This window comes from Hephaestia mangrovi (genome assembly GCF_019880555.1).
Taxonomy (GTDB): Bacteria; Pseudomonadota; Alphaproteobacteria; order Sphingomonadales; family Sphingomonadaceae; genus Sphingomonas; species Sphingomonas mangrovi.
In genome coordinates this window covers 410,633-423,490 of the sequence record NZ_JAINVU010000003.1, presented here as the reverse complement: position 1 = coordinate 423,490, position 12,858 = coordinate 410,633, and the positions used below count along the sequence as shown (strand labels likewise).

Sequence of the window (12,858 nt, the reverse complement as noted above, 5' to 3'; positions counted from 1 at the left end):
GCTGAAGCGCCGCTTTTGGTCAGGCCGCGACGCTGTCCGAAAAATCGTCGGCGGCGTGGCGCAGGCCGGCGAGGCGCTGATCGACCTCGCCGAAATCGCGTTCGAGCGTGCCGATCTCGCTGGCGACGGTTTCGGTATCCTCGCGGATGGCGGCGATGGTGTTGGACATGGAATCGGCGGCGAGCGCGGTTTCGTCGACCGCGGCGGTGATCGCGGTGACGGTCTGCGCCTGGACTTCCATCGCCTGGCGGATGCGGTTGGCCGATTCCTGAACCTCGTCGACGGTGTCGCGGATCGAGGCGTTGGTTTCGACCGTCGAATGCGTGGCGGATTGGATCGCGGCGATCTTGGCGGCGATGTCGTCGGTGGCGCGCGCGGTCTGGTTGGCGAGGCTCTTCACTTCCTGTGCCACCACCGCGAAGCCGCGTCCGGCATCGCCGGCGCGCGCGGCCTCGATCGTCGCGTTGAGGGCCAGCAGGTTGGTCTGCCCGGCGATGTCGCGGATCAGGCCCAGGATCGATTCGATCGATTTGGCATGATCGGAAAGCGTCGCCGACATGCCGACCGCGGCGCCTGCCTGGCTCGATGCCCGGGTGGCGATCTCGGCTGCCGCTTCGACTTCGGCCCGCGCATCCTCGATCGCACGGATCAGCCCGGCCGCGGTCTGCGCTGCCTCGCGCATCGCCACCGCCGATTGCTCGGCCGCCGCCGCTACTTCGCTCGCCTTGCCCAGCATCCCGCGCGCCGCGCCGGCGGCATTTTCCGCCTGCGTATGCGCGCGACTGCCGAGCTGCGCGGTCGCGTCCAGCGTCACCCCGATCGACTCGCGAAACGCCGATGCCTGGGCGTGGCGCTCGCGGCGCAGCTTCGCTTCGTCGCGCTGCGCATAATGCTCGGCCATCACCGCCGCCTCCACCATCGCCAGCCGCTGGATCACGTCGGCGAGCTGGCATGCGGTTGCGACATCGTCGCCCAGCGCCGCCTCGATCACCTCGACTACCTTGCTATGGCCGACCGACAGGCCAGAGAGATAGGCGTGGATCGGCACGCCCGCTTTGTGGCAGCGCGCGGCGTTGCGCAGCGCCATCGACAGCCATTCGCGGCTCAGCGGTGCGGCATATTTGTAGCGGACATAGTCGGCCGACTCGCGGCGCTGCCGCGCGCGCGCCTCGCCCGTCATCGTCCCGCTTGACGCGCGGACCTCGGGATCGGCGAGAAAGCGTTCGAGAAACGCGTCGGCGATCGCCTGGCAATGGCCATCGATCAACCGCGAGATCGTCGCGCACGCCGGCGCCAGCGCGCCGTCGGCATCGTACGACCGCAGCCGGGCGGTCAGCGCGTTCAGCGTTGCCTCGCGCGCCGCGTTTAGCTCGGTTGGTGCCCCCATGCCGGTGTCTTCCCTCTCCTGGTCGTCATGCCGCGACTTTCGTGACGAAGTCGCTGGCGCTGTGCTTTAGCGAGCCGAGCCGCCCGTCGAGCGCATCGAAGCCGGCGCCGACCGAATCGATTTCGGAAGCGACGGTTTCGGTATCCTCGCGGATGGCGGCGATGGTGTTGGACATGGAATCGGCGGCGAGCGCGGTTTCGTCGACCGCGGCGGTGATCGCGGTGACGGTCTGCGCCTGGACTTCCATCGCCTGGCGGATGCGGTTGGCCGATTCCTGAACCTCGTCGACGGTGTCGCGGATCGAGGCGTTGGTTTCGACCGTCGAATGCGTGGCGGATTGGATCGCGGCGATCTTGGCAGCGATGTCGTCGGTGGCGCGCGCGGTCTGGTTGGCTAGGCTCTTCACTTCCTGCGCCACCACCGCGAAGCCGCGTCCGGCATCGCCGGCGCGCGCGGCCTCGATCGTCGCGTTGAGGGCCAGCAGGTTGGTCTGCCCGGCAATGTCGCGGATCAGGCCCAGGATCGATTCGATCGATTTGGCATGATCGGAAAGCGTCGCCGACATGCCGACCGCGGCGCCTGCCTGGCTCGATGCCCGGGTGGCGATCTCGGCCGCCGCTTCGACTTCGGCCCGCGCATCCTCGATCGCGCGGATCAGCCCGGCCGCGGTCTGGGCCGCCTCGCGCATCGCCACCGCCGATTGCTCGGCCGCCGCCGCTACTTCGCTCGCCTTGCCCAGCATCCCGCGCGCCAGCACCGATGCCTTGCCGCCCTGTTCGCGCAGCGTGCCGCCCTCGGTCAGCGCGGTTTCGACCATCGCGGCGATCCCGTCGCGGAATTCGGCGGTCAGCCGGTCGCGCGCTACCCCGGCGCTGTGCTCGCGATAGGCATTGTACAGCGCGACGGTGATTTCGCCTTCCAGCGCGGAAAGCCGCATCAGCACGTCGATCATCTGCGGCAACCGCGCTTCGTCGCGCGACACGCGCGTCATCAGCGAATCGAGCGCCGCGCGGTCGCTGGCGTTGATCATCGACAACAGCGCCATCGGCGACACGTCGGCGACATAGGCGGCGGCCACCGATCGCTCGATCGATTCGATCCAGCCGCGCTTCGCGGTCTCCAGGAACCTTTGGCGCAGGAAGGTGACGCCCAGATCGATCATCTTGTCGGTTTCCTGCGGCGCCCAGACCCGGTCGTCGGCGAAGCAGCGCAGCCATTGCTCCCAATAAGCCTTGGAAATGGCGTGGATATCGGGCTCGATGATCGCCCAGATCTCGCGGCTGGTGTCGGCCAGCGCAGCATCCCGGTCGAACACGCGCAGCCGGGTGTCGAGGTCCACGTTGGCAGCAAGCACACCGGGTGCAGGCAAGTCGGTCTTGGTCACGTGCGTCCCCCAAAAGCGCAGCGGGCCGGCATGCCGGCGATTTACCCGGCAAGACTTAGGCCGCTCTGGTTAACGCGGAGTTAGAGCGGTTTTAGATGGGTCGATGATCGCGCGGGAATCAGGCGATCGCTCGTCGCTCGGCTTGCATCGGGCGCGGCGAGGACTAATAGGTCGCCTGTCTCTTTGATCGAGGATCATGCCTTGGCCAGCCAGCCCGTCCGAACACGCCCGCTCTCGCCCCATCTCACCGCGTGGAAATGGGGCCCGCACATGCTCGTCTCGATCCTCCACCGCGCGACCGGAGACGGCATGGCGGTAGTCGGCACCATCGTGTTCGTCTGGTGGCTCGCCGCGCTGGCCGGAGGCGAGGCGACCTATGCCGGGTTCGTCGATACCTTCACCGTGTCGGGCGGTGGGCTCAACATCCTCGGCTATATCATCGGCATCGGCGTCAGCTGGGCGTTCTTCCAGCACATGGCGAGCGGCATCCGCCACCTCGTGCTCGATACCGGCGCCGGCTTCGAGCTCAAGACGAACAAGGCGTTCGCGATCCTGACGCTGGTCTTTTCGATCCTCGCGACCATCGCCTTCTGGGCCTATCTGCTGGTGGGGAAATAATCATGGGCAACGGCACCCCTCTCGGCCAGGTTCGCGGGCTCGGCCCCGCGCACGAAGGCACGCATCACTGGTGGCACCAGCGGCTGACCGCGGGCGGCAACCTGCTGCTCGTGCTCTGGTTCGTCGTCTCGATCGCGCGGCTGCCCGGTTATGACCATGCCACGCTGACGGCGTGGATCTCGTCCTTCTGGGTCGCGATCCCGCTCGCGTTGCTGGTGCTCAGCGTGTTCTATCATTTCCGCCTCGGCCTGCAGGTGGCGATCGAGGATTACAGCCACGGCCCCGGCCGCATCGCCTGGATCGTGCTCCTCAACGCCTTCACTCTCGTCGCTGGCGCCATCGCCCTGTTCTCGATCTTCTCGATCGCCTTTTCCGCTGGAGCCGCTGCATAATGGCTGATGCCTACAAGATCATCGACCACACCTATGACGCGGTGGTCGTCGGGGCCGGCGGATCGGGGCTGCGCGCGACGATGGGGATCGCCGAAAAGGGCCTCAAGACCGCCTGCATCACCAAGGTGTTCCCGACCCGCAGCCACACCGTCGCCGCCCAGGGCGGCATCGCCGCGAGCCTCGGCAACAACACGCCCGATCACTGGTCGTGGCACATGTACGACACGGTGAAGGGCTCCGACTGGCTCGGCGACCAGGATGCGATCGAATACATGGTCCGCGAGGCGCCCGCCGCGGTCTATGAGCTCGAACATGCCGGCGTGCCGTTCAGCCGCAACGACAATGGCACGATCTACCAACGTCCGTTCGGCGGTCACATGCAGAATATGGGCGAGGGCCCCCCGGTGCAGCGCACTTGCGCCGCCGCCGATCGCACCGGCCATGCGATGCTCCATGCGCTCTACCAGCAGAGCCTGAAATACGACGCCGATTTCTACATCGAATATTTCGCGCTCGATCTCATCATGGAGAACGGCGCCTGCCGCGGCGTGATCGCACTGTGCCTGGAAGACGGCTCGATCCACCGCTTCCGCTCGCACTCCGTCGTGCTCGCGACCGGCGGCTACGGCCGCGTCTATTTCTCGGCGACCTCGGCGCACACCTGCACCGGCGACGGCAACGGCATGGTGCTGCGCGCCGGCCTCAACCTGCAGGACATGGAGTTCGTCCAGTTCCACCCGACCGGGATCTACGGCGCCGGCGTCCTCATCACCGAGGGCGCGCGCGGCGAGGGCGGGTATCTGACCAATTCCGAAGGCGAGCGGTTCATGGAGCGCTACGCCCCCTCGGCCAAGGATCTCGCCAGCCGCGACGTGGTTTCGCGCTCGATGGCCATGGAAATCCGCGAAGGCCGCGGCGTCGGCAAGGACAAGGATCACATCTTCCTGCACCTCGATCATATCGATCCCAAGGTGCTGCACGAGCGGCTGCCCGGCATTACCGAGACCGGCAAGATCTTCGCCAATGTCGATCTCACCCGCCAGCCGCTGCCGGTGGTGCCGACGGTGCATTACAACATGGGCGGCATCCCGACGAACTATCACGGCGAGGTCGTCAACACGAAGGACGGCGATCCCGATGCGGTCGTCCCCGGCCTGTTCGCGGTCGGCGAGGCGGCGTGCGTCTCGGTGCATGGCGCCAACCGCCTGGGCTCGAACTCGCTGATCGATCTCGTCGTGTTCGGCCGTGCCACCGGCATGCGCATCGCCGAGCTGGTCAAGCCCGGCACCGCGCACGATCCGCTGCCCAAGGGCTCCGAGGACATGGCGCTCGGCCGTCTCGATCACTTCCGCAACGCCAGCGGCGGCTCGCCGACCGCCGAGGTGCGCCTGCAGATGCAGAAGACGATGCAACGCCACGCCGCGGTGTTCCGCGATTCCAAGCTCTTGAGCGAAGGCGTCGAAGAAATCGGCAAGGTCTACAAGCGGATGGAGGACATTCACGTCACCGACCGCAGCCTCATCTGGAACACCGATCTGGTCGAGACGCTCGAGCTCGACAATCTCATCGGCCAGGCGATGGTGACGATGCGCTCGGCGGAAAACCGCAAGGAAAGCCGCGGCGCGCACATGCACGAGGATTTCCCCGAGCGTGACGACGCGCATTGGATGAAGCACACCGTGACGACCTTCGACGGCTGGGGCGGCAAGGGCGGCGAGGTCAAGATCGACTATCGCCCGGTGCATGATTACACGCTCACCGACGAGGCCGATTACATCAAGCCGAAGAAGCGCGTCTACTGATCCCCGGCCGCGGCCGGCCGATCATCGAGGGCAGATGTTCAGCGTCCATTACGATCCCGGCGCCAATTGCCTGAAGATCAGCGTCAGGGGATTCTGGAAGCCGGAGGACGTCGCCCCGCTGGCCAGGGAAGTGGGGCGCAAGGCGATGGAAGCCCGCGCGATTCGCGACGATTTCAACGCGCTCGTCGAATCGTTCGATTTTCCGGTCCAGGCCAATGACGTCGCCGATCTGCTCGCCAACATCATGCGCGGCGGCATGGCGCTGACCAGCGGCCGCGCCGCCGTGGTCGTCGGCAGCCTGCTCAACAAGGCGCAGGCCGAACGAACGTTGGCCCACCCCCGGCTGCGCGTGTTCACGACGATGGCCGAAGCGGAGGCGTGGCTGGCCGGAGAGGGATAGGGCGGCGCTGTCATGTCGGGGCCGCGGCGGACGGCATCTTACCCAAAGGGTGCGCTGGACCGCAGATGGTCGAACCAAGGTGGAAGTTAAAATGGAAGATCCCGATCGCGGCGTGACGATACCGGCGCGGACCATCGCCGTGCCTCGCTCGATCAGCGCCGAGGCGCGGGCGGCGCTTGCTCGTCTCGTCGACGACACCGGCGTGCCGGCAAACGCGCGCCACGCCATCCCGGCCCCGGACGATGTCGCGGGCTGGATGGCGCTCAAAGCCGCGGCAGACGCGCATTACGCCGCCGCCGTCAAAGGGCTGGCCGGCACGCTGCGCGCCGCTGCCGAAACGATTGCGGTCGAGCAAACGACAATCTACCTCGCGACACCGCCGGCGCCGTTCGATCAACGCGGCGCCCTGATCGATCTGCATGGCGGGGCGCTGGTGGTCGGGGGCGGTGAGGCCTGCCGGATCGGCGCATGCCGGCAAGCCGATCAGCACGCCGTGCGATGTTACGGCGTCGATTACCGGATGCCGCCCGAATATCCCTATCCGGCAGCGCTTGACGATTGCATGGCTGCATATCGCTTCGTTCTGGGCCGCCACGCGCCCGATCGTATCGTCATTTGCGGGCGATCGGCGGGGGGAAATCTCGCCGCGGCGATGCTGCTGCGGGCGAAGGATGAAGGGCTGCCGATGCCAGCAGGCCTCGTCCTGCTGTCGCCGCAGGTCGATCTGACCGAATCCGGTGACAGCTTCCAGACCAATCGGATGATCGATCTGGTGCTCCCTCGCCCGCTGCGATCGAACAACCTGCTCTATGCGGGCGGGGCGGACCTCGCTGATCCTTATTTGTCACCGCTGTTCGGCGACCTGCGCTCCTTTCCGCCGACCTTCTTGCAGACGGGGACGCGCGATCTGTTCCTGTCGAACACGGTCAGAATGCACCGGGCGCTGCGGCAGGCGGGCGTCGAGGCCGAATTGCACGTCTTCGAGGCCATGCCCCACGGCGGCTTCATGGGTGGAACGCCGGAAGATCGGGAACTCGAGGCGGACATTCGTCGGTTCGTCAGGGCACAGTTGGATTGATCCGGGGCTTGGTGACCACGGCCGGGTTTCTGGCCGGCAGTGGTTGCTAGCGTCCCATTCCAATTCGTCGAGGCGACCTGCGCGACGGTCTGCGGCTGGGACTTTGCCGCCCGACCGCTTCCCGTCGTGGGCGAAGCAAAACGTCGTTGAAGCGTTCGCGTCGCCCGGCGTCCGTATCCCCGGCCGCGACCGATCATTTTGCCGGCGCCAACCCCTCTTCGGCACGGGCGCGCACGACGGACGGCCTGTGGTTCATCCGCTCGAAAAAAACCTGGAGACGCGCGGGCGTCGCGATCTCGAATTGCGCCGCCGCGAGCAGGCACCAGTACAGATAGGGATCGGCTATCGAGATCGACTGGCCGAGAAGGAACGGCTTTTCTCCCATCTGTTCGTCCAGAAAGGCGAACGCCTTCGTGAGGGCATTGCGCGCCGTCGTCTGCTCCGCTTCGGCCGCTCTCTTGAAGAACGGCCCGAGGCCGCCATGAATAGTCGTTGCCATGTAGGACAGAGCCTCCAATGCCCGGCTTCGCCCCAGCGCGTCCTCCGGAAGCAATTTGCCGCTGTGATCCGCGATATGAGCGAGGATCGCGAGATTCTCGGTTAGGATCGAACCATCGTCCAATTCCAGGGCGGGCACGAAACCGCGTGGGTTGATCGCCAGATAGTCTCTACCGTCACGTGTACGCTTGTCGCGGTCGATCGGCATGAGATCGTATGGCAGATCGGCTTCGATCAAGGCGATGTGATCGGCGATGCTGCACGCTGCGGGATAGAAATACAGGCGCATTTTTGGTCTCCCCACGCCGTTTCGAAGGCGTGATTATGTGGTCTGGATTGCTGACCAGCTCCAATTATGAGACAGGAGAAGACCTCACAAGAACGCATAATTTCAGGACATGGTCACATGGGCAGGACCGCTCCGCTCGCTGAACAGAATAGTTGCCGTGCCGTCAGTGAGGTTCTCAGCCGGGTCGGCGACAAATGGTCGGTCCTTGTCATCGTCGCCGTCCGAGAACGGCCGCACCGCTTCAGCGAGCTGAAGCGCAAGGTCGGTGGCATCTCCCAGCAGATGCTCACATCGACGCTCAAGACGCTGGAACGGGATGGCTTGGTGACACGGACTGTCGTGCCCACCACGCCGCCCCAAGTCAGCTATACGTTGACCGATCTGGGGCGATCACTGTCCAGCACGCTCCGGCAGCTCGCCGAATGGTCGATCGACAACCTTGCCACGATCCAGGAAAGCCGACGCCGATATGACGAAGGGCGTCCGACATAGGGCCGCGCTTGCTCGACCGCGAGCGGCGCGCACATACGACCATACCGCTACTCGCGCGTGCTGAGCCTGAGGAATCGGCACATGGCCCGCGGAATGGCCGCGCCTGGGTCGGCTCCAGTCAGAGTACGGGTTTACGCGGAACGGCCGCTTCAGCCGGACCGAGCGCCAAGACCTGACCGGGCACTTCCCACCCAATCCCCGCCACGCGCATAATCCTTGCTCCACCCCGCCCAGCGGCTAAGTCTGCGCCATGTCGTCAGCGCCGCCGCTTCCACAGTCCCGCCCGTTCGCTGCATGAGCACGCCGGCGATCGTTCCGCCGCCCGGCGGCTTTCTCGGGCCGGTCAAGCGATCGGTGACGATCGCCGGGCATGAGACGTCGATCAGCCTCGAGCCCGTGTTCTGGCGGGCGCTCGAAGCGGCCGCCGCGGCGCGCGGCCTGCCACTCAACGCGCTGGTCGCGGAGATCGATGCCTTGCGCATCCTCGCCGATCCGCCGCCCAACCTCGCCTCGGCACTGCGCACCTGGCTGCTCGGCACCAGACATGAGAATTATTCGCAATAGCGTTGACACTGCGATCGACTCTCAATAGCAGCCCTTTCGATCACGCTAATCGAAGGGGACAATCACCATGCCATCGCCCGCCGCCGCTCGTCCGCGTGCCGCCGCCACGCCCGCCTTTCTCGCGCTGGGCTGCGTCGGCGCGTTCGTCTCGGGGCCGGCATTCGGCGAGAGCCCGGCGCCGGTGCCGGCCGATCCCGCGGCCAACGATCCCGGCCAGGTGCAGGCCCGCGAGGACATCCTGGTCAACGGCCAGCGCGATCGCCGCGGCGCCAAGGATGTCGCCAGGCCGATCGATACCCCGCGCTCGGTCGTCGTCCTGCCGGAAAAGGTCATCAAGGAAACCGGCGCGTCGACGCTCGCCGATGCGCTGCGCACCATCCCCGGCATCACCTTCGGCGCGGCGGAGGGCGGCAACCCGATCGGTGATCGCCCGTTCATCCGCGGCTTCGACAGCCAGGGCTCGACCTTCGTCGATGGCGTCCGCGATCCCGCATCGCAGACCCGCGAGGTGTTCGCGGTCGAGTCGGTGCAGATCGTGCGCGGCTCGGATTCGACGCTCGGCGGGCGCGGCTCGGCCGGCGGCTCGATCAACGTCATCTCGAAACTGCCCGAGCTGGCCGATTTCGGCACCGTCGATCTCAGCTACGGCAATGCCGATTACAAGCGCGGCACATTCGACGTGAACCGCAAGCTCACCGACACGATCGCCGTCCGTATCGAAGGCATGGCGCACGATCAGGACGTCGCCGGCCGCGATGCGATCTGGCAGAAGCGCTGGGGCGTCGCGCCGTCGATCTCGCTCGGCCTCGGCACGCCGACGCGCCTCACGGTGGCTTATTATCACCTCACCACGCACGAATTGCCCGATAGCGGCATCCCCTATCTTTACGTCACCAGCAACGCGCCGGGCACCGGCGACATCCACACCCGCCCCGCGATCGGGGACGTCACGCTGATCTCCGGCGAGACCGGCCATGTCTCGCGCGATTCCTATTACGGCCTCGCGAAGCGCGATTTCCGCGACACCACCACCGATCAGGGCACGATCCGCGTTGAGCACGATTTCGGCGGCATTACGCTGCGCAATACCGCGCGCTGGTCGCACAACCGGCAATCCTTCATCTTCACCGTGCCCGATGACAGCCGCGGCAATGTCTACGGCACCGATCTGTCCGATCCGGCGACCGCGGGCGGCTATGTCTGGCATGCCGCCAAGTCGCGCTACGGCTATGACGAGAGCGTGGTCGATCAGACCGATCTGTTCGGCAAGGTCAAGACCGGTAGCGTCGAGCACAGCTTCGCGATCGGCACCGAGATTTCATGGGAGCAGGCGCGCAAGGGCTCCTATGCCCCCACGTCGGGGCAGAGCGCGTCGGTCGGCTGCACCGCCGACGACATCGCTGCGGGCTATTGCACCAGCCTGTTCGATCCCGATCCCCGTGCGAACTGGGTCAATCGCGATGCCTCGGGCAATCCCGCCCCGATCGTCAGGAACGGCCCGGCCAGCGAAACGCAGAACGATGCGCACACGCTGGCGGCCTATGCCTTCGATTCGATCACGCTGATCCCGCAGCTGATCCTCAATCTCGGCGCGCGCTACGATCATTTCGAAACGAAGCAGACCGCCGGCACGCCGGCGACCTCGCTCAAGCGCAGCGACGATCTTTTCAACTGGCAGGCGGGCCTCGTCTACAAGCCGGCCCGCGATGTCAGCCTCTATGCCTCCTACGCCACCGCCGCGACGCCGCCCAACAGTCTGCTCGGCGAGGGGCGCGAGGATAATGCGCTGACCCCGGGCCGCGGCCAGGCCGCGATCGACGTCAACGATCTGAAGCCGCAGAAGACCAGATCCTACGAGGTCGGCGCCAAGGCCAACCTGTTCCACGAACGCCTCGCGCTCACCGCTGCCGCCTTCCAGACCGAAACCAAGAACGCCCGCGTCACCGGCGCCGACGGTAATGTCGATTATATCGGCGAGACGCGCATCCGCGGCATCGAGCTGACCGCCAATGGCGAGATCCTGCCGGGCTGGAGCGTGTTCGGCGGCTATACCTATCTCGATCCGGTCATCAGCGATGGCGGCTTTACCGTACTGACGGCGGCGGCGGTCGGCGACCAGGCGGCGCAGACGGTGCTGGTGCCGTCGGTCACCACCGGCAAGCAGGCGCCCAACACCGCGAAGAACAGCTTCACCTTGTGGACGACGCTGCAAGCGACCAAGCGTTTCCAGATCGGCGGCGGCGCTTTCTACACCGGCAAGCAATATGGCGGCTATGCCAGCAACCCCAGCGCGACGCAGGATGCGGCTGGCGTCGTCACGATCCACCCCGCGACCCAGACGCTGTTTCGCGAAATCCCCGGCTATTGGCGCTTCGATGCGCGCGCCGCCTATCAGCTCACCGATCACATCGGCCTCAGCGTCAATGCGCAGAACCTGACCGACAAGGTCTATTTCACCCAGGCCTATGCCTCGCATTACGCCACCATCGCGCCCGGCCGTACCGTGTTCGGCACGATCGAGGTCACGTTTTGAGCGAGGACGTTCTCGCCCTCTCGGCCGATGAGGTCGCCGCCCGTCTCGCCGCGCCGCCGGCAGAGCGGGCGGCGTTCGTCCGCGCCGCGGCCGAGGCGGGGCTCGCCGAGGCGCAGGCGGTCTATGGCCAGATGCTGCTCGACGGCCATGGCGTCGCGCGAAACGAAGGCGCCGCGCTCGGCTGGTTCAGGCGCGCCGCCGCGCAGCGTCACGTCATGGCGCTCAACATGGTCGGGCGCTGCTACGATCTCGGCTGGGGCACGCCGGTGATGAAGGATCGCGCGGCCGAGTGCTTCCGCCTCGCCGCCGAACAGGGGCTCGATTGGGCGATGTATAATTATGCGACCCTGCTCGCGCTCGGCCAGGGCGTGCCCGAGGACAAGGCCGCCGCGCTCGACTGGCTCGAACGCGCCGCGCAGCTCGGCAATGCCAAGGCGATCAACTTCCTCGGCAGCTTCCATGAGGACGGCTGGGTCGTCCCGCGCGACATGGCGCAGGCCGCGCGGCTCTACGCCCGCGCCGCGCGCGGCGGCGATTTCCGCGGCTGCTTCAACCACGCCCGCATGCTGGGCGAGAAGGGCCGCATCGACGAGGCGCTCGGCTGGCTCGCCCGCGCCGGCGAAACCGGCACCGCCGCGTTCGTCGACAAGGCCTGCGCCTGGCTCGCGACGTGCGGCATTCCCGGCTTCGCGACGCGCGGGCGTCAGGCGATGCGGCGGGCGGCGTCATGCTGATCGCGATCCCCGACATCCTCTCGCCCGAGGAGCTCGCCCGCGTCCGCACGACGATCGACGCCGCCGACTGGGCAGACGGCAACGCCACCTCGGGCCACCAGTCCGCGCTCGCCAAGCGCAACCGCCAGCTTCCCGAAGAGTCCGACGCCGCCCGCGCCGCCGGCGCCCTGATCCTCGACGCGCTCGCCCGCGCGCCGCTGTTCGTCGCCGCCGCGCTGCCGCTCAAGGTCTTCCCGCCGCTGTTCAACCGCTATGCCGGCGGCGAGGCGTTCGGCGCGCATGTCGATACCGCGGTGCGCATCCGCCGCGGCAGCGATTTCCGCGTCCGCGCCGATCTCTCCGCCACCCTGTTCCTCGAAGAGCCGGACAGCTACGACGGCGGCGAGCTGGTCGTCGAAGACACGTTCGGCGAGCAGCGCGTCAAGCTCCCCGCCGGCCACCTGGTCGTCTACCCCGCCTCGAGCATCCACCGCGTCGAGCCGGTGACGCGGGGCCAGCGCACCGCCGCCTTCTTCTGGATTCAGTCGATGGTGCGTGACGATGCCGCCCGCCGCCTGCTGTTCGAGCTCGACGGCGCGGTGCAGCAGGTCGCCGCCACCGCCGGCCAGGCCGATCCCGCCGTCGTCCGCCTCACCGGCGTCTACCACAACCTCCTCCGCCGCTGGGCGGATTGCTGAGGGCCCCTGC

General features: G+C 66.9%; 13 protein-coding genes. 10 read left to right on the top strand and 3 right to left on the bottom strand.

The features are described 5' to 3' along the window. Positions 1-19: 19 nt before the first annotated feature. Together K7G81_RS09430 and K7G81_RS09425 are read right to left on the bottom strand one after the other, a co-directional pair. A complete protein-coding gene (locus K7G81_RS09430; RefSeq protein WP_223030495.1) occupies positions 20-1,387 on the bottom strand; it encodes a methyl-accepting chemotaxis protein in 1,368 nt (455 codons plus the stop codon). Positions 1,388-1,412: 25 nt separating this feature from the next. Further along, positions 1,413-2,756 carry a methyl-accepting chemotaxis protein gene (locus K7G81_RS09425; protein ID WP_223030714.1) on the bottom strand — a complete coding sequence of 448 codons (1,344 nt, stop codon included), beginning with the start codon at positions 2,754-2,756 and terminating at the stop codon, positions 1,413-1,415. A 216-nt stretch (positions 2,757-2,972) separates the two neighbouring features. On the opposite strand from K7G81_RS09425, the gene sdhC reads away from it, so the two are divergent. The 5 genes from sdhC (at position 2,973) to K7G81_RS09400 (ending at position 7,061) form a co-directional block, all read left to right on the top strand. Further along, positions 2,973-3,389, top strand: coding sequence for a succinate dehydrogenase, cytochrome b556 subunit (sdhC, locus tag K7G81_RS09420; RefSeq protein WP_223030494.1), 417 nt, complete (start codon positions 2,973-2,975; stop codon positions 3,387-3,389). A gap of 2 nt (positions 3,390-3,391) precedes the next feature. Next, a complete protein-coding gene (gene sdhD / locus K7G81_RS09415; RefSeq protein ID WP_223030493.1) occupies positions 3,392-3,781 on the top strand; it encodes a succinate dehydrogenase, hydrophobic membrane anchor protein in 390 nt (129 codons plus the stop codon). Next, positions 3,781-5,583, top strand: a complete 1,803-nt coding sequence (gene sdhA, locus K7G81_RS09410) for a succinate dehydrogenase flavoprotein subunit (protein ID WP_223030492.1) — start codon at positions 3,781-3,783, stop codon at positions 5,581-5,583. Before sdhD ends, sdhA begins: the two co-directional genes overlap by 1 nt. A 34-nt stretch (positions 5,584-5,617) precedes the next feature. After that, positions 5,618-5,983 (top strand): hypothetical protein, encoded by a 366-nt coding sequence (locus K7G81_RS09405; protein ID WP_223030491.1) that lies wholly within the window; start codon positions 5,618-5,620, stop codon positions 5,981-5,983. A gap of 91 nt (positions 5,984-6,074) precedes the next feature. Next, complete coding sequence (locus tag K7G81_RS09400) at positions 6,075-7,061, top strand: alpha/beta hydrolase (RefSeq protein ID WP_223030490.1); 987 nt, start codon at positions 6,075-6,077, stop codon at positions 7,059-7,061. 193 nt (positions 7,062-7,254) lie between these two features. Here K7G81_RS09400 and K7G81_RS09395 read toward each other — a convergent pair whose 3' ends face one another. Then, positions 7,255-7,848, bottom strand: coding sequence for a glutathione S-transferase N-terminal domain-containing protein (locus K7G81_RS09395; RefSeq protein ID WP_223030489.1), 594 nt, complete (start codon positions 7,846-7,848; stop codon positions 7,255-7,257). Positions 7,849-7,965: 117 nt separating this feature from the next. Between K7G81_RS09395 and K7G81_RS09390 the strand changes: the two genes are divergently transcribed. The 5 genes from K7G81_RS09390 to K7G81_RS09370 all read left to right on the top strand — a co-directional run bounded on the left by K7G81_RS09390 (position 7,966) and on the right by K7G81_RS09370 (position 12,848). After that, positions 7,966-8,340 carry a winged helix-turn-helix transcriptional regulator gene (locus tag K7G81_RS09390; RefSeq protein WP_223030488.1) on the top strand — a complete coding sequence of 125 codons (375 nt, stop codon included), beginning with the start codon at positions 7,966-7,968 and terminating at the stop codon, positions 8,338-8,340. Positions 8,341-8,634: 294 nt separating this feature from the next. Next, positions 8,635-8,904 (top strand): ribbon-helix-helix domain-containing protein, encoded by a 270-nt coding sequence (locus K7G81_RS09385; protein ID WP_223030487.1) that lies wholly within the window; start codon positions 8,635-8,637, stop codon positions 8,902-8,904. A 67-nt stretch (positions 8,905-8,971) separates the two neighbouring features. Next, positions 8,972-11,437, top strand: a complete 2,466-nt coding sequence (locus K7G81_RS09380; RefSeq protein ID WP_223030486.1) for a TonB-dependent receptor — start codon at positions 8,972-8,974, stop codon at positions 11,435-11,437. Then, positions 11,434-12,171: a tetratricopeptide repeat protein gene (locus K7G81_RS09375; RefSeq protein WP_223030485.1), complete on the top strand. Its 738-nt coding sequence runs from the start codon at positions 11,434-11,436 to the stop codon at positions 12,169-12,171. Before K7G81_RS09380 ends, K7G81_RS09375 begins: the two co-directional genes overlap by 4 nt. Continuing rightward, the gene (locus K7G81_RS09370) at positions 12,165-12,848 is read left to right on the top strand and encodes a Fe2+-dependent dioxygenase (protein WP_223030484.1); all 684 of its coding nucleotides are present in this window, start codon (positions 12,165-12,167) and stop codon (positions 12,846-12,848) included. Before K7G81_RS09375 ends, K7G81_RS09370 begins: the two co-directional genes overlap by 7 nt. Positions 12,849-12,858 lie beyond the last annotated feature (10 nt).